Genomic DNA, 20,644 nt, shown 5'->3' with positions numbered 1-20,644 from the left:
GCCACCCCATCGGCGGTCGTCGTGCGAACTGTGCGCGGACATCAGGTCGCCGACGGGAAGAAGTCGGCGACGGTGCGACCGCCACCGGCGGCGCGTACCCGGTCGAAGGCCCAGGACCCGACGGCCAGGTCGAGGACGCCGAGGCCGAACGGGGCGAAGATCGCGGCCCGGCCGGGGTCCCGGCGGATACGACCACGCAGCACGTCGGCGAGGGTTCCGTCGACGAAGTCACGGTGCCCGACCCGCTGCTCGGCCAGATGCAGCGAGGTGCGTTCGCGGACCGCGTGCTCGACGTCGTCGGTGATGTTCTGCCCGGCCAGCACGATCTCCGGCGACAGGTCGCGCAGGGACAGATGCAGCACGGTCGGGCGGTGGGCGAGCAGCGCGGGGTCGTGCAGGTGCGGCTCGCCGGCCACGGTGGCCAGGACCACCAGGTCCGCGGCGAACGCGTCGGCCGATTCCGGCACCACCTTGACCGCGCCTACGCCGTCGGCGCGGACCGTCGCGGCGAACCGACCGGCCGCAGCCGGGTCGAGGTCGAAGAGCCGGTATTCGCCGATCGCCCAGTCCAGGTCGCGCAGGAAGCGGCGGACGTGCTCGGCGATCAGGCCGGTGCCGATGAAGCCGACGCTGGGCGCCCGCCGCCCGCCGACCAGCGCCTCAGCCCCCAGCACCGCGGACGCCGCGGTGCGGGTCGCGGAGATCAGCGACGACTCCAGACAGGCGTACGGGTAACCGGTGGCCAGGTCGTTGAGGATCAGGACCGCCGAGGCGCGCGGTATCCGGTGCGCGGTGTTGCCCGGAAAGCTGGCGATCCACTTGATGCCCGCCACCTCGAAGTCCGCGCCGAGGTAGGCGGGCAGGGCGATGATCCGGTCCCGCGGCAGGTCGGGGAAACGCAGGAAGCTGCTGTGCGGTAACACGCTGGCGCCCTCGTCGTGGGCGAGGTAGCCGCGGCGAACCGCCTCCAGGCAGGCCGCGCGGTCGGCTTCGACGGCTGCGGCGACCTCGGCCGCGGCCACCACCGTGAACGCGGGAACGGTTGGTCGGTCGGTCATGCTGTTCGGGTTCCTTTCACACCAGCGCGACGGTCTGGCCGCGGTCGTGTCGGGCGGCGAACCGGGCGACCCAGTCCGGGTCGTACACGGTGTCGGCGTAGCCGGTGCCCCGGTCGGCGCACAGGAAGGCGACAGTGGGGCGCGCCCCACTGTGGTCGGCGAAGTACCGTTCGATCGCGCTGTAGACGCTGCCGGTCGAGCCGCCGGCGTACAGGCCGTGCCGCTCGAACAGCTCGTGACATCCCTGTACCGCGTCCAGTTCGGGCACGATCACCACGTCGTCGATGTGGGCCCGGCCGACCAGCGGCGGGACGATGCTGGAGCCGAGACCGGGCAGCCGGCGCTTCGCCGGTGGGCTGCCGAAGATGACCGACCCCTCGGCGTCGACGGCGACGACCCAGGTGTCCGGGCGGAACCGCTTCAGCCGGGTGGAGAGCCCGGCGATGGTGCCGCCGGTGCTCACCCCGACGAACAGGTAGTCGAGCCGGGGCAGGTCCCGGCACAACTCGGCGCCGGTCAGCTGGTCGTGCGCGTCGACGGCGTCCAGGTTGGCGTACTGGTTGGGCCAGTAGGCTCCGGGTAGCTCGGCGCGCAACTCCTCCACCCGGCGCAGCCGGGTGGAGAGGTAGCCGCCGGTCGTGTCGTGCTCGGTGACCTTCTCCACCCGGTCGCAGAGCCGACGCAGGTACGCCTCGGTCGCGGCGTTGACGTTGGGGTCGATCACCGGGACGAAGGACAGCCCCAGCCAGCGGCAGAACGACGCGAGTGAGATCGCGAAGTTGCCCGAGGACGACTCCACGATGGTGGTCTGCTCGGTGACGTCTCCGCGCTCGACGGCCCGCCGCAGGATCCAGTACGCCGAACGGTCCTTGGAGCTGCCGTTGAGGTTCACGTACTCCAACTTGGCGAACAGGTTCAGCCGGTCGTGACGCAGTTGCACCAACGGGGTACGCGGCATCGCCCGCCCCACCATCGCCAGGCGTCCGAGCAGGGCCTCATGGCTCATGATCAACACTTCCGCACTGCGGCATCTGTCCGGCTCCCGATCGGGTTCGATGGTGGGCCCGGCGGCTCGGCGGTGAGTGCCGGCGGGCAGGTGGCTGAACGTCCGCTCAGCCTGCGCTACACGGCTCGGGGGGCACTTGGACCGTGATGGGGGCCGGCTAGCGGCCCGCTCGAGCCGGGCAGAACGGCCGGCGTAACTGCCCGGTGACGCCGCCACGGGCCCGCCCGGCGCCTGCTTGTGGCGGCGACGGGCGGACCCGGAGGCGTCAGGGGCAGTTCACCACCTGACCGGCGAAGGTCAATCCGCCGCCGAATCCGAGCAGCAGTACGGGTGCCCCGCGCGGCACCTCCCCCCGCTGCACGAGTTTTGCCAGGGCGATCGGCGTACTCGCCGCGGAGGTGTTGCCCGACGAGACGATGTCCCGCGCGATCACCGCCTCCTCCACGCCGAGGTCCCGGGCGATCGCGTTGATGATGCGCAGGTTCGCCTGATGGGGCACGAACCCGGCCAGCTCCTCCGGCTTGACCCCGGCTCGCAGGCAGGCCTCCTGGGCGATCGGTGTCAGCGCAGTCGTCGCCCAGTGGAACACCGTCTGGCCGTCCTGCTCGATTCGCGCCGACGTGCCCTCGATGCGGATGGCCGATCCGCGCTGCGCGGCCCCGCCCCACACCACCGGGCCGACGCCCGGCTCATCGGCCCCGACCAGCACCGCCGCCCCGGCGCCGTCGCCGAACAGGATGCAGGTGCTGCGATCCTTCCAGTCGACGTAGTCGGTGAGCCGTTCCGCCCCGATCACCAGGGCACTGCCCGCCGCCCCGGCACGGATGGCGTGGTCGGCGGTGGCGAGCGCGTAGGAGAAGCCGGAGCAGGCGGTGTTGATGTCGTAGGCCGCCTGTCCCTCCATCTCCAGCTCGGCAGCGACCCGACTGGCCACATTCGGCACGCGGTCCACGGACGTGCAGGTGGCGACCACCACCAGGTCCACCTCGGCGGGCCGGAGTCCGGCGGCGTCGAGTGCCCGGCCGCCGGCGCGGGTGGCCATGTCGGCCACCGACTCCGTGTCGGCGACATGTCGCCGCTCGATGCCGACGCGGCTGCGGATCCACGCGTCGTCGGTGTCGACCCGCTCGGACAGCTCCTTGTTGGTCAGCACCCGGGGCGGCTGGTAGTACCCCAGCCCGGCGATGCGGGATCCCTGCCAGTTGCGCACGGTCGTCTCCTCACTCACCCCGGTCAGCCGCAGCCGCCGGGCTCGTCGTGGTCGAACGAACCGACCGTGGCGAGCGCCGCCAACGGAAGCCGGTCCAGTGGGTTCGCGCCGTCACGCGGCCGGCCCCCCAGGTCACGTACCGCCGCCTCGACATCGGCCACCCGGTCCACGCCCCAGAAGCGCTGTCCGTCGACGATGAACAGCGGAATTCCGAACACCTCGTCACGGTGCGCGCCCACCAGCGCCTCCAGGCCCAGCGCGCGGATCCGCTCGTCGTCGACGGCGGCCATCAGCTCCGCGCCGGGCAACCCCGCCGCGTCGCAGGCGGCCTGCAGCACCGCGGGGTCGCTGATGTTCTCGCCACGGTCCCAGCGGACCTCGGTGACGATGCGGTAGAACCGGCGCTCGCAGCCCATCTCCCGCGCGCGCAGCCAGCCCAGGGCGGAGGGCTCCCAACGTGGTGCGACATCGACCGGCCAGGCCAGTCGGTAGCCGAAACCGGCGGCGAGCCGCTTGGTGTCGTGCAGGATGTACAGGTGTTTGGCCTTGCTCATCACGGTGTAGTGGAAGTCCGCTCCCCGGGCCGCGAGATCGGCGCGCATCCGGGCGTCCGGGTCCCAGAACGGCACGTACTCGAACCGGTTCGCGAAATCCGGCACCCGCTCTTCGAGCCGGCGCAACGCCATCCAGCTGAACGGGCTCTGGAACGAGAAGTACAGGCGGGGGCGATCCGTCACGAGGCGTCCCACAGCAGCGCGGCCTGCGTCCGGGCATCCATGACCGCGACCTGACCGGCGTCCGGGCCGCTGGCCACGCCGTACCCGTGGGTGATCGACCCGGTGGCGGTGTGCACGATCCGCCCGTCGCGGACCACGTAGCAGTCCATCCGTCCGCTGAACATGACGTCCTTGACGATGTCGTCCACGCTGAAGACGGTGTGCAGCTCCTCCTCCAGGTACGCGTCGGCGAGCAGCCGTACCTGTGAGCGCGTCACCGCGGGAATCCAGTTCCGCTCGGTGAGCATCCGCCGGATCGAGATGCCGCGCTCGGCGAGGTAGCGGTGCACCACCTCCTCCAGGTCGCGCACGTAGCCGGAGTGCTGCATCCGGTCCGAGAACTGGCAGTGCGGGTACGGAATGGTCCCGGTCCATCGGAAACCGGGACGGAAGTCCGCCGGCCCGGGTAGGGCCGGGCGCAGGTCGGCCAGGTCGGCCACCACCCGGCCGGCCAGCTCCGCCGCCAGCTCGCCGGTGAGTCCGTGCGGCGCGACGAAGGCGACCCTGACCTTGCCCTTGAGCACGGGAACGGTCTGCCCGTCGCGCCGCACGGTCAGGGTGACAGCGAAGGTGTCCTCGGCGCCGGCGCCACCGGCTACCGGCACCGCCTCGGCCCACACCTCGTCGTCGACGAAGACCGGGCCGGGCAGCCGAACCGCGTGTTCCACGAAGGACAGCTGTGCGCCGGTCTCGTGGAAGAGCCGGCCGGGCCCGTTCCCGCGGTCGCGGTAGTGCTGCAACACCGCGTCCTCGGCCAGGTACACGAACTGTTTGAATCCGACCCAGGTCCCGATGTTGCCGCCCTCGTACCGGGGGCGGCCGCGAGAGGTGGTGGGTTGGGCGTCAACGGCGACTGTCATACGGGAACCTCCATGGTCGGGCCGGCCGGCGCGGCTGCCGGCACGACGTGGTCGAGAAAGCCGGCACACTCCGCGGCGACCTCGGCCGCCTGAGTGATGTGGCAGAAGTGGCCGTAGTGGGCGTGCACGCGGACCTGCGCCGCGGGCATCACGGCGAGGGAGTCGGGCCGTACCCCGGCCAGCCGCTGGTCGTCGTGACCGGCCAGGACCAGGGTCGGGGTGGCGATCCGGGCCAGCGTGGGTCGCGGGGTGGCCAGCAGCCGGTCGAGTACCACGTCGGCCGCCCCGTCGGGGATCTGTCGCAGGGCCTTGCGAGCCATGGCCGCGACCACGTCGTCGCCGACGCGGCCGGCGCGTTCCCCGAGCCGGGCGCGCAGCCCGTCGGCCACCACCTGCCCAATCGCGGCCCGGGTGCGGGCGAGCAGGTCGGGCCGAGGAGCCCGGCCGGACGGGCGGACCAGCGGCGCGAGCAGGACGGCGGCACGCACCGGCGGCTGCGGGTGCGCTGCCAGGTGGTCCAGGACGACGTTCGCGCCGAAGGAGTGCCCGACCAGCACGTCGGCCGGTTCGGGCAGTTCCGTCAGGGCCGAACCCAGCCATTCGGCGGGCCCGGTCGAGCTGGTGGTCCAGTCGGCCGGTGACCGGCCGGCGTCGCCGCGCCACGGCGCATCGGCGGCGTAGCAGCGGTAGCCGGCGGGACGGAGCCGGGCGGCGAGCGCCTGCCAGGTGCCCGCATTGTCAGCCAGGCCGTGTACCGCGGCCAGCACCGGCCCGATGGCCGGGGCGGCCCCGGGCGCGGCCAGCAGTCGCCAGGTCACGCCCGTCCCCCGGTGCGGCTCAACCGGGCGGTGGCGTAGCCGTCGTCGGCCGATCCACAGGTGACGATCGCTTCGGTGGCGCCGTCCACACCGGACGGCCGGGCGGACGGGTCGGCCAGCCACCGGGCGCCAAGCGCGGTCTGGAGCACACCCGTGGCGCCGTAGCCGGAGCCGAGCACGGCGGCCAGGTCGGGATCGGCGACGTCGTCGCAGAAGATCCGCAGCGGGGAGTGCTCGTCGGCTGGGGCCGCCTCCGGCGATCCGTGCCGGCGCACCGAACGCAGCCGGATCCCACCCGGGCGCTGCCCCGCGGTGAGCACCACGCATGCGGCGAGCCCGGCCGGCGGGCCCGGGCGAAGCCCGGCCGCGACCCGCAACGCGGTCGCGACCTCGTCGGCCGGTTCCGCCCCTACCACCACCGCGCGGTGGGTACGGCCGGCACGGACCAGAAGCGCGCCGAGCCGTACGGCGTCGAGTCCGCCGGTGGCGCCGGAGCAGACCATCAGGTTCGGACCGGTGAAGCCGTACCGGATGGCGATGCTGCTCGCGATGATGTTGCTCGACGCGTTCGGGGCCTGCATCGGGCTCACCCCGCGCAGACCGCCCACCCGGACCTGGTCGACGATGTCACAGACGGTGGCGACGTTGCCAAGGTTGGAGCTGACCACCACGGCCGTGCCGGCGGCACCGGGCACCGCCTCGGCGGGCCGGCCCGGCGGCAGCCCGAGGGCACTGTGCACGGCGCACATCGCCATCCGCACCGCGGGTTCCTTGAACAGCAGACCCTTCCGCCCGAGGAGGCCGTGCGCCTCGTCCGGACCGCAGGCGGGCGTGGTGTCCGAGGCGATCAACAGGCCCGGGGAGACGGCGGGCACGTGCACGGCCGCCGCCTCGATCAGCACGCCGTCATCGGTCATGCCGCACCTCCACCAGACAGACGGCGTTCACGCCGCCGAAGCCGAACGCGTTGACCTGGGCCACGTGTGCGCCGGTGGGAGCCGGCCGGCCGATCACCAGGTCCAGCGGGGCCGCCTCGGCGATCGGCATCCGCAGTCCCGTCACCGGCGGCACCATGCCGTGCCGCAGCGCCTCGACCGCGACCAGCAGGCTCATCAGCCCGGCGCTGCCGGAGGTGTGCCCGATCGCGCCCTTGATCGCGGTGACCAGCGGCGGTCGGCGCACGTCGGCGAACAGCCCAGCCAGTACCCGGGCCTCGGTGGGGTCGTTGAGCGCGGTGCCGGTGCCATGCGCCAGCACCAAGCCGACATCGGCGGGGCTCAGGCCGGCCCGCTGGTAGGCGTCGGCCATCGCGGCGCGCAGGCCGTCCGGGTCCGGCGCCGTCTCGTGGTAGGCGTCGCAGGACATGCCCACGCCGCGCAGTCGCACCTCGGCCTCGCGGTCCGGCACGGCCCGCAGCACGACGGCCACCGCGCCGTCGCCGAGCAGGACACCCCGGCGGTCCGCGTCGAACGGCCGGACCGCGTCGCTGGACTCGTCGCCGACGCGTCCGATCATCGCGAGCATGCTCTCGGTCGTCGCGTCGGCCCCGCAGGCCACGACCGCGTCGGCCTCGTCGAGGCGGATCAGGTCGGCGGCGAGCGCCAGCGCGTGCGACGACGCCGAACAGGCGTTGGAGACCGTGATCACCTCGGTCACGCCGGGCAGCGCGTCGCGGACGGCGCCGGCGAAGTGCAGGGCGTGCGGTTCCACAGGCAGGCCGTCGACCCGCCACCGTTCCACCGCGCGCAGTTCCCGCAGGCCGGTGCCGACGATCGCGACGATTCGTTCCCGGGTGCCGTCCAGGCCGGCCTGCCGGGCCGCCTCGGTCACGCACCCGCCGAGCCAGGCGCTGGCCCGGTACGGGCGTTCCGGTCCGGCGGCGTCGACATGGTAGCCGTACCGGACATTCACCTGGTCGGGGTTGACGTACCGCAGCGGCTGCCGGCCGGACTGCCCGGCGAGCAACGCGGTGAACGTCTCCGCGGTGCCACCAAGGGCGGTGCGCATGGCGCTACCGGTGACTGCGAGCGGCATGCCCGGTTCCCCTCAGCAGGGCCGCGCCGACGGTGCCGTCGGCACTGCTGGCAACGATCAACGACAGCGAGCCGTCGTCAGGCGTGCGGCGGTGGTGGGCCAGCAGCGCGGCGACCTGGAGCGCACCGGCGGCGGCCGGGCAGTCGCCGACAAGGTCGGTGGCTGAGCTGCGGTCGGCATGCCGGCCGACGGCGGCGTCCAGGGCCCGCTCCTCGTCGCCAGCGCCACCGGTGACCACACGCGCGAGGTCCGTCGCCGCCACGCCCGCCTGCCGCAGCATCCGGCGTACCAGGTCGGCGAGCGCCGTCGTGACGTCCGCGGTCGCCCCGGTGTGCGCGAGTTCGACCGCGATGACCTCTGCCGACGGCGTGCGGCCGGCGGCCCGCATGGCGGCGGCATCCTCGACCAGGAAGACCGCTCCGCCCTCACCGCCGGCGGTCGCCGAGGCGCCGTCGGCAGCCGGGCCACCGGCCCAGGCCATGTGCGGCGTGTACTCCTCGACCGCCCCGGTCAGCAGCGCCTCCGCCCGACCGCGGCCCAACATGGTCCGGGCGTACCGCAGCGCGGTGAGGGTTGCCGTCCCGCCACCGGCAAGGGTGGTGTTGAGCCCGCGCAGCCCGTGCCAGATGGCCGCCTGCCCGGCGGCGCAGTTGAGCACCGTGTTCGGGAAGAGGATCGGGTTGACCAGGTAGGGCTTTTCCTGCACATGGGTGTCACGGCTGTAGTCGCTTGTCGACTGGAGGCTCCCGACACTGGTGCCGAGCACCACCCCGACGCGCTCCCGGTTGCTGTCGTCGACGACCAGGTCGCTGTCGGCCAACGCCTGGCGGCAGGCGAGCACGGCGAAGGCGGTCCGACGGTCGAGGAAGCTGGTGCCCTTGCGGCCGAGATGGTCCCGGGCGCGGAAGCCCGCCAGGGCGTACGCCCGCGCGTGCGGCACGGGCTCGTCGGTCAGCTCGACTGTGTCGACCGTGGCGTCACGGCCCTCGTACAGGCCCGCGGTGAACCCGTCGGCCCCCAGCCCGTACGGTGACAGCACACCCCACCCGGAGATGCCGAGCACGGTCGTCGTGCCGGGAAGATCTGTGGTCATGGTCATGCGAGCCGTCCCAGGATCGTGATGGCGTTGTTGCCACCGAAGGCGAATCCGTTGACCTGGACGATCTGCGCCTGTGCGGGGCGGGCCTGGTTCGGCACCACGTCGAGGCCGGGCATCGTCGGATCGGTCGTGAGGTGGTTGATGGTGGGAGCCAGGAAGCCGGACGACAGAGCCAGCGCCCCGGCGACGGCGCTGAAACCACTCGCCGCGCCCATGGTGTGCCCGAGCATCGACTTGACGGAGCTCATGGGGGGCAGCCGATCGCCGAAGACCTCGCGGACCGCCTCGTACTCGGCGGCGTCGTTGGCAGGCGTCGCGGTGCCGTGGGCGCAGATGAAATCCACCTCGTCGGGCTTGATGCCGGCGTCGCGGTGCGCCAGCCGCATGCACCGCGCCACGCTCGCCGCGTCCGGTGCGGTCGGGTGCCTGGCGTCGCAGGTGAGGCCGTAGCCCAGCACCTCGCAGTAGACACGGGCGCCGCGGGCCTGGGCCGAGTCGAGGCTCTCCAGGAACAGCGCCACGCCGCCCTCCGCGGTGATCACCCCCGCGCGGTCCCGGTCGAACGGCGCGCAACGCTCGGCGGCCAGAGCGCCCAGCCGGTAGAACCCCGCGTGCGCCCACCGGCACACCGAGTCGGCCCCACCGACGACCATGTAGTCCTGGTCACCGGTCGCGATGGCGTCGAAGGCGTATCCCAGGGCGTAGTTGCTCGCCGAGCAGGCCGTCGAGACGGTCATCGTCGTGCCCCGCAGGTCGAGTTCTCGGCTCACCGCCTCGGCGACCCGCCCGGCCGGCATCTGACGGGTCAGCTGCCGCGGCGTCTGCGGGTACCCGTGGCGCAGCCAGTGCTCCGTGAGCTTCTCCACCACCTGCGACTCACCGCTGGTGGTTCCCATGCAGACACCCACGCGGGCCGCGGCGCTCGCCGGCACGTCGAGCGCCCCCGCGTCGACGAGGGCGAGCCGGGCCGCCGCCGCGGCGAACAGGCTGCTGCGGCCCCATTCGGCAGGGTCGATGCGGCTCACCATGTCGTGCGGCTGGAACTCGTGCACCTCGCCGGCGCGCTCGGTCAGGAAGCCGGTGGTGTCGAAGCCGGCGATCGGCGTGATTCCGCTGTGTCCCGCGCGCAGCGCGGCCGCGAAGACGTCGATGCCCATTCCGATGCTCGAGACCGGCCCGAGCCCGGTCACCACAACCCTTCGGTTCATCACTGGGGTGTCCTCCGTGAGTCCTTGGGCCGCGGCCGCGGGAGCGCCGGGCGCCACCCCGCCATCCGTGGCGCGGTCGGATGCCACCCTCGGGCCAGGGCCTTGTGCAGGGCTCGCGGCACCCTCGACGTCACCTCGAGCAGGACTGCGGCGCGTCGAGCAGGCGTGGAGAGTGCTTCGAGGACCACGGGTGACCGTCGGGCGGACCGGTGCAACGCCGTGCGCCGAACTTCATCGATACCATCCGACGGACCGCCGCACCGACCGGGAGGAACACGTGAGCCGCACCACCGCAACCCACACCGACGGCCGGGGCGGCGACGGCAGCACCGGCGCACGGCCGGGCTCCTGGGCCGGGTACGGTGCCTGCATCTGGGCACTGCTGTTCGCGGGGCTCAGCTTCTACTGGGCGGCCGGCGGGCTGGTGGGCCAGGGCACGATCGGTCCGGCTGTCGAGGAACCGGCGCTGGCCCGGGAGCCGGCGTTCGTCGTCCTGCTGTGGGCCACCGCTGTGCTCAAGCTGCTCGCCGCGCCGCTGGGTCTGGCGCTGGCCACCGGACGCCCGCGCTGGGTGCCACGCTGGCTGCTGCTGCTCGGCGGATGGGGCGCGGCGGCGCTACTGTCTCTCTACGGGGTGGCCAACCTGGCGCAGCACCTGCTGATTGTGTCCGGAGTCGTCGATCTGCCCGCCGGGCTCGGCTCAGCCCTGCCCTGGCACCTGTTTCTCTGGGATCCGGTCTGGCTCTCCGGCGGTGCCCTGTTCACATTGGCCGCAATTTCCTACACTCGGTCACCGCGGGCAGCCAAGAACACAAAATGGTGAACTAGCGAGATTGTCCCGACGAGATCTTGCCGACCCGGCGGGGCCAATGGAAACTATCCTTCGCACGCGGGTCCGGTGGCGAAGGGACAGAGGGCTTATGGATACGAACGCGCTCGCGACAGGCTTGTCCGTAGCGAGCGCGTTCGAGGGCCGGCGCGCCACAATTATGGCCACTTTTCGCAAGCGCCTCCTGACGGTCAGCGGCGATCTGGGTCTCGACCAGGACCAGCTGGACCAAGTGCTCACCCAGGCCGGGCAGGTGCTCGACGATGTCACGGCGAGCTTGCGCACCGGAGAGCCCGAGATCAACGAAGTGAGGATCGGCCTCGCCTGGCAGACCAGCCCGGGGCGCACCCGGGCGGTGATCCACCCGGTCGACTCGCTGCGGGCCGCGAACGAACTGATCGAGCCCGTGCTGGACGCGGTGATCGAGACCGCGGCCGGTCTGCCCGACGCCACCTGCATCTTCCGAACCGCCAATCAGGCGCTCCAGCGCAGTGTCCTCACGCGCATCCGCTGGTCCTCGGAGTCGTACCTCGCGTTCCTGCTCGACCGGGTGCAGCAGGCGCAGATGGCGGAGCGGCGCCGGATCGCCCGGGAGTTGCACGACCGGGTGGGTGGGCCGGCCAGCGTGGTGAACCGCAATCTGCAGCTGGCCAAGCGGTACGCCGAGGTCGACCTGAACCGGCTCCAGGAGAAGGTGGAGGTCGCCTACGAAGCCAGCGTGCAGAGCATGGACGCGGTCCGGGGCGTGGCGACGGACCTGCGCCTGGAGTCCGAATTCGACAACCTGGAACAGGCTCTGCGCGGCTTCGTCGAGGCGATGGCCGACGGCAGCGCCGTGGTCGACCTCGCGATCAGCGGGGACGAGTCGTGGGTGCCGCCCGAGGTGCTCGCGGAGCTCTTCCTCGTGGTACGTGAGGCACTGCGCAACGCGTTCCACCATGCCGGCGCGAGCACGATCGTGAGCCACGTCGACATCGCGCCGCACGAGGTGCGCGCCTGGGTAGGCGACGACGGACAGGGCTTCGATCCGACCGACGTGCACGGTCACGGGCTGACCTCCATGCGCGAGCGGATCGATCTGCTCGGTGGGAAGCTCGTCCTGCACACGGCGCCGGAGCGCGGCACTCACATCGAGATATTCGTCCCCTTGTTGAGGAAGACATGACACCGTCTGCTGCATCCGACGCGTCGATCACCATCATGCTCGTGGACGACCACGCGCTGTTCCGGGACGGCCTGCGCGAGCTGCTGTCGATGGAGCCGGATCTGATCGTGCTGGGCGAGGCCGGCACGGGAGCCGAGGCGGTGGTGATGGCGGCGAAGCACCGGCCGGACGTGATGCTCCTCGACGCGGGCATCCCGGGTGAGCGCGCCGCCGCCACCATCGCTCGTACGCTCGCAGTCGCCCCGGAGACCCGGATAATCATCCTCAGCATGTTCGACGAGCCGGCCGTGGTGAAGGAGTTGCTCGGCGCCGGAGCCCAGGCCTACCTGGTCAAGACGGTGACGCGCGATGATCTCGTAGCGACCCTGCGCAGTGTGCGGGGCGACGGCGACCGGGTCATGCTGTCGATCTCACGGGAGAGCTTCGAGCGGGTCAGCGACGGGGGCTCCAGCATCCTGTCCGTCCGCGAGGCGGAGATCCTCGTCCTGGTGGCGCAGGCGTACAGCAACTCACAGATCGGACGGCGCCTGGACATCACCGAGGGGACCGTCAAACGGCACCTGCGCAACGTGTTCACGAAGCTGGGTGCGGTGTCCCGGCTCGACGCGGTGAACAAGGCCGTCGCGTTGAACCTGATCTCGCCGGAGAAGCCGGCCGCGTCGGTGCCCCGGGGATAGCTGTCGGCCCGCGGGCCCCCACCTCGGCGTGCGCGAGGTGGGGGCCCGGTCGGTTCGGCTCAGCCGGCCGGCACCAGCAGGCGTGCGTCCGCGCCGTTGAGCACCTGCCGTTGCAGGTCCTGCAACTCCGGCGTCGGTTCGAGGCCGAGCTCATCGGCCAGGGTCTGCCGCAGGCTCTGATATGCGCTCAGCGCTTCGGCCCGCCGCCCGCACCGGTTGAGCGACGAGATCAGGTAGGCGTGGAGCCACTCGTTGAGCGGGTGCACCGCGACCAGGGCGCGCAGCTCGGTGATGAGTTCGCGGTGCCGGCCCAGCCGCGCGTCGGCCTCGATGCGCAGCTCGAGCGCCCGCATCTGCAGCTCGGTCAGGTGGGTGACCTCCGCGCTGGCCCACGCCCCGACGCTGACGTCGTCGAGCACCGACCCCCGCCACATCGACAGGGCGCGGCGCAGCACCTGGACCGCCTCGGCCGCCCGTCCCTGGTCCAACAAGGAGTCTCCCTCTCGACACAGGCGGGCGAAGACGGTGGCGTCGAGTTGATCCTCCCGTACCGACAGCCGGTAGCCGGCCGGGCGGGTCAAGAGAAGCTGCCCGGAGGGGCCGGTAGCGCCGACCCGCTCGAACAGGTTACGGAGCTGATAGATGTAGGTCTGCGTGGTGGTGGCCGCGCTCCGGGGTGGCCGGTCGCCCCACAACCAGTGGAAGATCGCATCCTGGCTCACGGTCTGGTTCGCCCGTAGCAGCAGCAGCGCCAGAACTGCCCGGACCTTGGGTGCGGTGGGGGCGAAGTCGACACCGTCATGCCGTACTTCCAGGCCGCCGAGAATGTTGAAGCGGAGCAATGTGAACCCTCTTCTCTTCGCAACTGGTGTAGACGCTAATCGTCGACCAGCCGGAATCCGCCCCCGCTGCACCCAACGTGATCATCGCGGCTACCGATCGGCGTGCAGCGGTACGTCTTTAGAGGTAGTACGTCGAATCCGCCGGATGCGTCGCCGACATTCCCCGGATCAAATAAACCGTGCCCCCGAACCGGTTCGCGAATAGCATTCACACCACTTTCCCAGGGCTCATCCGGCGCGGAGCGGGCCGTCAGGTCCGGGGTCCCTCGCAGTCGCCTCGGCCAGCGACTTGATGGTGAGGAGTTGCTTGCGCCCCATGAGCGCGTCCCCGACCGCCAGCGCGCCCCGGCGGGCCCGCTCGAAGGCTGTGGACGCGCCCACGGCGAGCCGACCCACCAGCCGCGTGCCCCCGGGCGCGGAAGTGACCCGGTAGGTCACCGAGACCTCACCGTAGCTACGTCGGTGGCGTTCGGCGATGACGCCGGTGAGGTGGTCGTCGAGAGCGAACTCGACCACGTTGAAGATCAGGAACTTCTGTCCGACAGCCAGTTCGCCGGCGCCCGGGGTCAGGGCCCGCGGGCTGCGCCGACCGAGGTTGTCGATCAGGTCGTAGCTGTACGGTGCGACCTTCAGCTGACACAGCCACCGGTACACCACCGGCACCGGCGCCGCCACGTCCACCGCCCGGACGAACGAGCGGAACGGAACGTTCAGATACCTGTCGCAGGGGTATCGGGCGGCGATCTCCTCGGGCGTGGCGTTCCACACCCGAGGGTCCAACCGCCGCAGTCTCTCGCTCAGCACAGCTCTCCGCCTCTGACTCGATGAGCCGGCCGGGCACGGGCCCCGACCGGTGCGCGCATTCGCAGGTCGGCCAGTAGACAGTGCGCGAGTCGAGAGGGCGTCGACGGCGGCTGGAATCGGCCGGCCGGCGCGCGGTGCCGGCGCGCGGCCTCGCACCGGGAAGTGGCGGCGGCCCCGGGCCGACCGGGCAGCAGCCGATCCTTGCTGATCCGGGTCCGGCCCGGTAGAAACGGCGGGACCGACGGGAGATCAGCCATGACCGATACCGACGGGCGGTTGTCAGCGACGCCGCGTACGACCCTGCGCCGGATGAAGGAGAAGGGGCACCGCGACCGCGCCGCCCTGTTCGACGTGCTGCGGGCCGCCTTCGTCTGCCACCTCGGCGTGCTCGTCGACGGCGGTCCGATGGTGGTGCCGACCGTCTACGGCTTCGACGACCGGCACCTCTACCTGCACGGCTCGGTGGCCAGCCGGAGTCTCACCACCGACGCCGAGGTCTGCGTGACGGTCACGGTGGTCGACGGCCTGGTCCTGGCCCGCTCGGTGTTCGAGCACGGGATCAACTACCGCAGCGCGATGATCTACGGCCGGCCTCGGTGGGTGACCGACGCCGAGGAGAAGCTGCACGGCCTGCGGCTGCTGACCGAGCACGTGGCACCCGGCCAGTGGGACCACGCCCGCCGGCCGAACCGGCGGGAGCTCGCGGCCACCGCGCTGCTGGCGCTCCCGCTGGCCGAGGCGTCGGTCAAGACGCGCAGCGGTCCGCCGGACGACGGCGACGGCCCGGACGCCGCCCTCGGGCTGTGGGCGGGCGAGCTTCCGCTGGTCGCGCGCTGGGACCAGCCGGCGACCGACCCGGCGCTGCCGCCGACGACGCCGGTGCCGGCGCACGTCGCCGCGCGCGCCGGCACCCGCGCCGACCAGGGCTGACCGGCCGGGCGGGCCGCGCGGGCGGCGCGGCCCACCGGCCGAGCCCTACCGCAGCTGGCGGGCCACCTCCGCCAGCGGCAGCCGGGGCGCGACGGCCGCGCGGGCGGCCACCACCGCGAGCGCCCGGGGCACGCCGGCGCAGTGCGCGATGATCTCCCGTACCGCCGCGCGTTCGGCGGTGAGGCGACGCTCGCCGAGGCGGGCGGCCAGCAGCTCCCACGCCTCACCGGCGGCCAGCTCGTCGACCACGACCGGGCACGCGGCCTCGCCGACCACCAGGCCGGTGAGGCGGTTCCGGCTGGTCACTACCACCATGCAGCCGGGTACGCCGGGGAGCAGCGGCCGCACCTGGTCGGCGTCGCGGGCGTCGTCGAGCACGATGAGCATCCGGCGGCCGGCGAGCGCGCTGCGGTAGAGCCCGGTGCGCGCCGCCGGTCCGCACGGGACGCCCCCGGGTACGTCGAGCGCCTCGATGAGACCGCCGAGCGCCTCCGCGGGCGCCACCGCCGGCCGGCCCGGGTCACTGCCGCCGAGCTGGACGTGCAGCACCCCGTCGGCGAACCGGGCCGCCGACCGGTGCGCCCAGCGCAGCGCCAGCGCCGTCTTGCCGATGCCGGACCGGCCGGACAGCACGCACACGACGACGCTCGACATCCGCCGCGGTCCGCCGTCGAGCAGCCGGTCGAGTTGCCGCAGTTGGGCGGAACGGCCGGTGAAGCCGGGAATCTCCAGCGGCAGTTGCATGGGGCGGATCCGGGCCGACAGCGCCGGGTTGGCGGGCAGGCCGAGGACCTCGCGGAGCAGCCGGACGGTCGCGGGCCGCGGACGTGTCACCCGCGACGACTCCAGGTTGCGGATGCTCCGGACGCTCAGCCCGGTGCGGGCGGCCAACTCCTCCTGGGTGAGGTTGGCCAGCCGCCGCGCGGTAGCGATTTCATGACTCAGCGTATCCATGTAGCCGATCACAGCGTCGTCTCCGTACCGGTTCTGGTGGATTCGTGACCGTGAACCACCGCCGCCCCGACCGCTGAGCGGGCAGTCAGCAGCGACATTGCCGGTGATCTGCCGGTGAAGCTCCTGTTGGCCAGACGAGGTTAAGTCCACAGTGGGTCCGACGCTATCGACCGGAGTCGAATCGACGGTCGACGAGACGGGCCCTTCCCGGCATCGGTGCAGCGTCGCAGAAGCAGCACTTCCGGTCACTCTCCGCAAACCTCAGATCCGTCCGGCGCGGGCCCGGAGGGCAGCGCGCCGACCAGGAGGACGAACATGCGAAGGTACGTCAGCGACACCGCCGAACTCACCGACGAGTACGGCATCCAGATCGGCCGCTGGACCCAGTACCGCGATCTCGGCCCGTTGCCGTTCGACGCCATGTGGTGCGTGATCCCGCCCGGTGGCAGCAGCAGCGAGGATCTGCACCCCGAGGTCGAGTTCGCCGTGGTGACCCGCGGCACGGCCATCTACGAGGCGGGCGGCGAGAAGGTCGAGGTGCCGACCGGCGGCGTGATCCTGCTCGAACCCGAGCAGCGGCACGTCATCCACAATCCCTCGCCCGAGCAGCCGCTCACCATCCTCAGCATCTACTGGATGCCCCGGCCCGACGAGGCTGCGCAGGCCGGTACGGACGCCGGGCCGGGCGACGCGGCCGACGGAGCCGGCCATGACTGACGCCGCCTCCGCAGCAGGCGCGGTGCTGGTGGTGACGCCGCCGCCGACGCCGAACGGGCCGCTGCACCTCGGGCACCTCAGCGGCCCGTACGTCGCCGGGGACATCGCGGCCCGGGCGCTGCGCGCCGCCGGCCGGCGGGTGGTGACCCAGTGCGGGCTGGACGCGCACCAGAACTACGTGCTGGCCCGGGCGCAGGCGCAGGGCGAGACCCCGGCGGACACCGTCGGCCGCTACGGGTCGTCGATCCACGCCGCACTGCGCGCCGCGCGCATCCGGTACGACGTCATGGCCGACCCGCTGGCCGACGAGGGCTACCGCCGGGCGGTGGCCGGCCTGCTCACCGAACTGGTGGAGACGAAGGTGGTGGAGGTCGCCCCGGTGTCGCTACGCGCCTGCGGGGCCTGCGGGCGGACCGTGCACCACGTCCGGGTCGCCGGGCGCTGCCCGGCCTGCGGCGCCGGCGCGAACGGCGGCACCTGCGAGGGCTGCGGCGGGTTCTGCACCGCCGCGAACCTGGCCGGCGCGCGGTCGACCTGCTGCGACGCGGCACCTGAACCGGTCACCCGCACGGTCCCGGTGCTCCGGCTCGACGAGCACCGGGACCGGCTCGTCGAGTTCTGGTCCCGCGCGGTGCTGCCGCCCCGGCTGCGGCGCCTCGTCGCGTCGTACCTCGACGGCGGGCTACCCGAGGTGCCGCTGGCGTACCCGTCGGACTGGGGCATCGAGTGGGACGACGGCCTGCGCATCGACGTCTGGGCCGAGATGGCACTGGCCAACCTGATCCTGCCCGCCCGCCACCTGCGGCCGGACGCGGACACGCTGGCCGGGTACCTGGACGCGTGGCGGGACGTGGACGAGCAGTGGATCTTCCTCGGGATCGACAACGCCTTCTACTACGCGCTGCTCATCCCGGCAGTGCACCTGGCCGCCGGGCTGCCCGACCGGCCGACCGGGCTGGTGGTCAACGAGTTCTACCGGCTCACCGGTGCCAAGTTCTCCACCAGCCGCGAACACGCGATCTGGGCGCACGAGTTCCTGGCCACCGAGGACCCGGCGGTGGTCCGCGCGTTCCTGAGCTGGGACCGGCCCGACAGCTACGAGTCGGACTTCCGCCCGGAGGCGTACGAGGCGTTCACCGCCCGGTACGCCGCGACCCTGGCCGGGACCAGCGCCGGCCTGGACAGCGTGCTCGCCGACACCGAGCTGATCCGCGGCGAGCAGGCGCTGCGCCTGGAGCACTTCGACCCCGCCACCGCGGTCCGGGCGGCGCTGGCCGCGTACCCCGATCGGCCGGAGCGGGCGGCCCGGCTGCTCGGCATCATCGGCGGCGCGGAACCGGCGGAGTCCGATGGGTGAGCCGCGCGTGCTCGTCGTCGGCGCGGGCGTGAGCGGTGTCCTGCTGGCCCGGCGGCTGCGGGACGCGGGCGCCGAGGCGGTCCTGATCGGCCCGCACGGCGGCGGCGCGGCCGGACGGCCCGCCGACGCGACGGCCGCGTCCGGTGGGCTGGTGCGGGCCTTCGAGCCCGATCCAGCCGCCCGCTCCCTTGCTGCGGCGAGCCTCGCCGAGCTGCTGGGCGACCCGTCCCTCGCGGCCGCCGCCGGGTGGCGGCGGACCGGCTCGCTCTACCTGCTCGACGCCGGGGCGGCGGCCGGCGTGGACGGCGCCGAGGTGCTCACCCTGGACGAGGTCACCCACCGGTTCGGCTTCGCCGGACTCCCTGACGGCGCGGTGGGAATCTGGGAGGACCGGGCCGGCTACCTCGATCCGGACCGGCTGCGCCGGAGCGTCCTGCGTGGCCTGGACCGCACCGAGACGACACCGGTGGCCCGCCTCGACGATCGCGCGGTCGAGCTGCGCGACGGCCGCCGCCTCACCGGCGACCTCGTCGTCGTGGCCGCCGGGGCCTGGACCCCGCGCCTGCTGCGCGCCGCCGGGCTGCCGGCCTCGCTGCGCACCAAGCACATCCAGTACGCCCACCACGCCACCGGCCGCGCCGACCTGCCGTGCTTCGTGGACGAGACCAGCGGCCTCTACGGCCGGCCGGCCGGTCCCGGGCGGGTGCTGCTCGGGCTGCCGAGCGACAGGTGGGACGTCGACCCGCCGGCCCCCGAGCCGGACACCGCACTGGCGGCACGGGTCCGGGCGGTTGCCGTGCGGCGGCTGCCCGGCCTGGACCCGCGACCGGCCGGGCCGCCGGTCAGCGCAGCCGACTGCTACAGCGAACCCGCCGGCCTGGCCCTGCGCCACGTGGCCGGCGCGGTGCACAGCTTCACCGGCGGCAGCGGCGGCGCCGCCAAGACCGTCCTGGCCGCCAGCCGGCTCGCCGCCACCGCCCTGCTGAACACCCGAACCGCGATCCCTGTCCCCCACGGCCAGACAGAGGCAGACTCATGACGCAGACCTTTCACACAGTGGGAATCGGCGCCGGGCCGGCGAACCTGAGCCTCGCGGCGATGTACGACACCCTCGCGCCGCACGACATCGCGCTGTTCGAGGCGCGCGACCGGCCGGGCTGGCACGACGGGATGCTGCACAGCGGCGTCCGCATGCAGACCGGCTGGGTCAAGGACCTGGTCTCGCTCTACGACCCGACCCACCCGCTGTCGTTCCTCAACTACCTGGTCACCACCGGCCGGGTGTACGCACTGCTGGGTGCCGGGTTCGACACCATCCCCCGGATCGAGTACCAGCAGTACCTGGTGTGGGCGGCGGGTCAGTTGCCGCGCATCACGTACGGCACCCGCGTGGACCGGGTCGAGTTCGACGGCGCGCTGGTGAGCCGCAGCGGCGGGGAGGCCGTCGCCCGCTCCCGGCACCTGGTGCTCGGCAGCGGGACCGTCCCCTTCGTACCGGAGTTCCTGGGCGCCCTCGATCCTCGGCACCTGTTCGTCGCCGACGAGCTGCACCAGCGCCTCGCCGGCGTGCCGGACGAGCCGGACCTGCCGTGGATCGTGATCGGCAGCGGCCAGACCAGCGCGGAGTGCGTAGCGGCGCTGCTCGCCCGCGGATGCCGTGACATCAAGTGGATCGGGCGGCGGTCGTGGTTCGCCCCGCTGGAGGACTCCCCGTCCGCGAACGACCTGTACCGGCCCGCCTACCAGGAGGCATTCCTCACCCTGTCCCGGGACGTGCGGGAACGCCTCGTCTCCGGCCAGATCCTGACCAGCGACGGCATCTCCCCGGGCACGTTGCGCGGCATCTACCAGCACAACTACGAGGAGCGGCTGCGCACCGGCCGGTTCCCGGTGACGATCATGCCGAGCCGTACCGTGACCGGCGCCCGGCAGCTCGACGGGGAGGTCGAGCTGGAGTGCCTGACCGCCGGCAGCGGCGAGGAACGGCACCGGGCGGTGAACCTGGTCGTCGCGGCCGGACGCCGGCAGGCGCCGTTGCCCTTCGATCCGGAGCTGACCGCGCTGATCGACCTGGACGAGCGCGGCGAGCCGGTCATCGAGTCGGACTACTCGATCCGGTGGAAGCACGCCGACGACCACAAGATCTTCGTGCTGAACCGGGGGCGGTACGTCCAGGGGCTCGTCGACTCCAACCTGAGCATCCTGCCGATCCGCAGCGCGATGATCCTCAACTCGATCGCCGGCCGCACCGTCTGCCGGTTCCGGGACGACTACCTGAGCACCCGATGGGCGTGAGCGCG

The 20,644-nt window shown here is 72.7% G+C and carries 21 protein-coding genes; 8 read left to right on the top strand and 13 right to left on the bottom strand.

Going from position 1 to position 20,644, the window contains the following annotated elements; genetic code table 11:
* Nucleotides 1-41: 41 nt before the first annotated feature.
* The 10 genes from sbnB to Q3W68_RS22620 form a co-directional block, all read right to left on the bottom strand.
* A complete protein-coding gene (gene sbnB, locus Q3W68_RS22665) occupies nt 42-1,058 on the bottom strand; it encodes a 2,3-diaminopropionate biosynthesis protein SbnB (protein ID WP_302907362.1) in 1,017 nt (338 codons plus the stop codon).
* 16 nt (nt 1,059-1,074) lie between these two features.
* Nucleotides 1,075-2,064 carry a 2,3-diaminopropionate biosynthesis protein SbnA gene (gene sbnA, locus Q3W68_RS22660; protein ID WP_302907361.1) on the bottom strand — a complete coding sequence of 330 codons (990 nt, stop codon included), beginning with the start codon at nt 2,062-2,064 and terminating at the stop codon, nt 1,075-1,077.
* A 265-nt stretch (nt 2,065-2,329) separates the two neighbouring features.
* Entirely contained in the window at nt 2,330-3,274 is a 945-nt protein-coding gene (locus Q3W68_RS22655; RefSeq protein WP_302907360.1) for a beta-ketoacyl-ACP synthase III, read from the bottom strand.
* A 23-nt stretch (nt 3,275-3,297) separates the two neighbouring features.
* Nucleotides 3,298-4,011 (bottom strand): 2-hydroxychromene-2-carboxylate isomerase, encoded by a 714-nt coding sequence (locus Q3W68_RS22650; protein WP_302907359.1) that lies wholly within the window; start codon nt 4,009-4,011, stop codon nt 3,298-3,300.
* Nucleotides 4,008-4,910 (bottom strand): thioesterase, encoded by a 903-nt coding sequence (locus Q3W68_RS22645; RefSeq protein ID WP_302907358.1) that lies wholly within the window; start codon nt 4,908-4,910, stop codon nt 4,008-4,010. The genes Q3W68_RS22650 and Q3W68_RS22645 overlap by 4 nt, the downstream gene beginning before the upstream one ends.
* Entirely contained in the window at nt 4,907-5,728 is an 822-nt protein-coding gene (locus Q3W68_RS22640; protein ID WP_302907357.1) for an alpha/beta fold hydrolase, read from the bottom strand. Before Q3W68_RS22640 ends, Q3W68_RS22645 begins: the two co-directional genes overlap by 4 nt.
* Entirely contained in the window at nt 5,725-6,645 is a 921-nt protein-coding gene (locus Q3W68_RS22635) for a beta-ketoacyl synthase N-terminal-like domain-containing protein (protein ID WP_302907356.1), read from the bottom strand. The genes Q3W68_RS22640 and Q3W68_RS22635 overlap by 4 nt, the downstream gene beginning before the upstream one ends.
* Nucleotides 6,635-7,762 carry a beta-ketoacyl synthase N-terminal-like domain-containing protein gene (locus Q3W68_RS22630; protein WP_302907355.1) on the bottom strand — a complete coding sequence of 376 codons (1,128 nt, stop codon included), beginning with the start codon at nt 7,760-7,762 and terminating at the stop codon, nt 6,635-6,637. The genes Q3W68_RS22635 and Q3W68_RS22630 overlap by 11 nt, the downstream gene beginning before the upstream one ends.
* Nucleotides 7,740-8,861 carry a beta-ketoacyl synthase N-terminal-like domain-containing protein gene (locus Q3W68_RS22625; RefSeq protein WP_302907354.1) on the bottom strand — a complete coding sequence of 374 codons (1,122 nt, stop codon included), beginning with the start codon at nt 8,859-8,861 and terminating at the stop codon, nt 7,740-7,742. Before Q3W68_RS22625 ends, Q3W68_RS22630 begins: the two co-directional genes overlap by 23 nt.
* On the bottom strand, nt 8,858-10,069 hold the full coding sequence (locus tag Q3W68_RS22620; RefSeq protein WP_302907353.1) for a beta-ketoacyl synthase: 1,212 nt from the start codon (nt 10,067-10,069) through the stop codon (nt 8,858-8,860). The genes Q3W68_RS22625 and Q3W68_RS22620 overlap by 4 nt, the downstream gene beginning before the upstream one ends.
* A 277-nt stretch (nt 10,070-10,346) precedes the next feature.
* On the opposite strand from Q3W68_RS22620, the gene Q3W68_RS22615 reads away from it, so the two are divergent.
* The 3 genes from Q3W68_RS22615 to Q3W68_RS22605 all read left to right on the top strand — a co-directional run bounded on the left by Q3W68_RS22615 (nt 10,347) and on the right by Q3W68_RS22605 (nt 12,740).
* A complete protein-coding gene (locus tag Q3W68_RS22615; RefSeq protein ID WP_302907352.1) occupies nt 10,347-10,892 on the top strand; it encodes a DUF3995 domain-containing protein in 546 nt (181 codons plus the stop codon).
* Nucleotides 10,893-10,989: 97 nt separating this feature from the next.
* Nucleotides 10,990-12,063: a sensor histidine kinase gene (locus Q3W68_RS22610; protein ID WP_302907351.1), complete on the top strand. Its 1,074-nt coding sequence runs from the start codon at nt 10,990-10,992 to the stop codon at nt 12,061-12,063.
* Nucleotides 12,060-12,740, top strand: coding sequence for a response regulator transcription factor (locus tag Q3W68_RS22605; protein ID WP_302907350.1), 681 nt, complete (start codon nt 12,060-12,062; stop codon nt 12,738-12,740). Before Q3W68_RS22610 ends, Q3W68_RS22605 begins: the two co-directional genes overlap by 4 nt.
* Before the next feature lie 59 nt (nt 12,741-12,799).
* Here Q3W68_RS22605 and Q3W68_RS22600 read toward each other — a convergent pair whose 3' ends face one another.
* The gene (locus Q3W68_RS22600) at nt 12,800-13,582 is read right to left on the bottom strand and encodes an AfsR/SARP family transcriptional regulator (protein ID WP_302907349.1); all 783 of its coding nucleotides are present in this window, start codon (nt 13,580-13,582) and stop codon (nt 12,800-12,802) included.
* A gap of 228 nt (nt 13,583-13,810) precedes the next feature.
* Nucleotides 13,811-14,362: a hypothetical protein gene (locus Q3W68_RS22595; protein ID WP_302907348.1), complete on the bottom strand. Its 552-nt coding sequence runs from the start codon at nt 14,360-14,362 to the stop codon at nt 13,811-13,813.
* 279 nt (nt 14,363-14,641) lie between these two features.
* On the opposite strand from Q3W68_RS22595, the gene Q3W68_RS22590 reads away from it, so the two are divergent.
* Nucleotides 14,642-15,316, top strand: a complete 675-nt coding sequence (locus Q3W68_RS22590) for a pyridoxamine 5'-phosphate oxidase family protein (protein WP_302907347.1) — start codon at nt 14,642-14,644, stop codon at nt 15,314-15,316.
* 45 nt (nt 15,317-15,361) lie between these two features.
* Here the strand turns inward: Q3W68_RS22590 and Q3W68_RS22585 are convergent, their stop codons facing one another.
* Nucleotides 15,362-16,270, bottom strand: coding sequence for an NB-ARC domain-containing protein (locus Q3W68_RS22585; protein WP_302907346.1), 909 nt, complete (start codon nt 16,268-16,270; stop codon nt 15,362-15,364).
* Nucleotides 16,271-16,585: 315 nt separating this feature from the next.
* On the opposite strand from Q3W68_RS22585, the gene Q3W68_RS22580 reads away from it, so the two are divergent.
* Genes Q3W68_RS22580 through Q3W68_RS22565 form a run of 4 tightly spaced genes read left to right on the top strand, consistent with a single transcriptional unit; the run spans nt 16,586 to nt 20,639 of the window.
* The gene (locus Q3W68_RS22580; protein ID WP_302907345.1) at nt 16,586-16,987 is read left to right on the top strand and encodes a cupin domain-containing protein; all 402 of its coding nucleotides are present in this window, start codon (nt 16,586-16,588) and stop codon (nt 16,985-16,987) included.
* Nucleotides 16,980-18,344 carry a class I tRNA ligase family protein gene (locus tag Q3W68_RS22575; protein ID WP_302907344.1) on the top strand — a complete coding sequence of 455 codons (1,365 nt, stop codon included), beginning with the start codon at nt 16,980-16,982 and terminating at the stop codon, nt 18,342-18,344. The genes Q3W68_RS22580 and Q3W68_RS22575 overlap by 8 nt, the downstream gene beginning before the upstream one ends.
* On the top strand, nt 18,337-19,383 hold the full coding sequence (locus tag Q3W68_RS22570; protein ID WP_302907343.1) for an FAD-binding oxidoreductase: 1,047 nt from the start codon (nt 18,337-18,339) through the stop codon (nt 19,381-19,383). Before Q3W68_RS22575 ends, Q3W68_RS22570 begins: the two co-directional genes overlap by 8 nt.
* Nucleotides 19,380-20,639 carry a lysine N(6)-hydroxylase/L-ornithine N(5)-oxygenase family protein gene (locus Q3W68_RS22565; RefSeq protein ID WP_302907342.1) on the top strand — a complete coding sequence of 420 codons (1,260 nt, stop codon included), beginning with the start codon at nt 19,380-19,382 and terminating at the stop codon, nt 20,637-20,639. The genes Q3W68_RS22570 and Q3W68_RS22565 overlap by 4 nt, the downstream gene beginning before the upstream one ends.
* The last annotated feature ends 5 nt before the right edge of the window (nt 20,640-20,644 follow it).

The organism is Micromonospora sp. C28ISP2-4, from assembly GCF_030519385.1.
Classification (GTDB): Bacteria; Actinomycetota; Actinomycetes; order Mycobacteriales; family Micromonosporaceae; genus Micromonospora; species Micromonospora tulbaghiae.
This window is presented reverse-complemented; position numbering and strand designations above follow the sequence as displayed.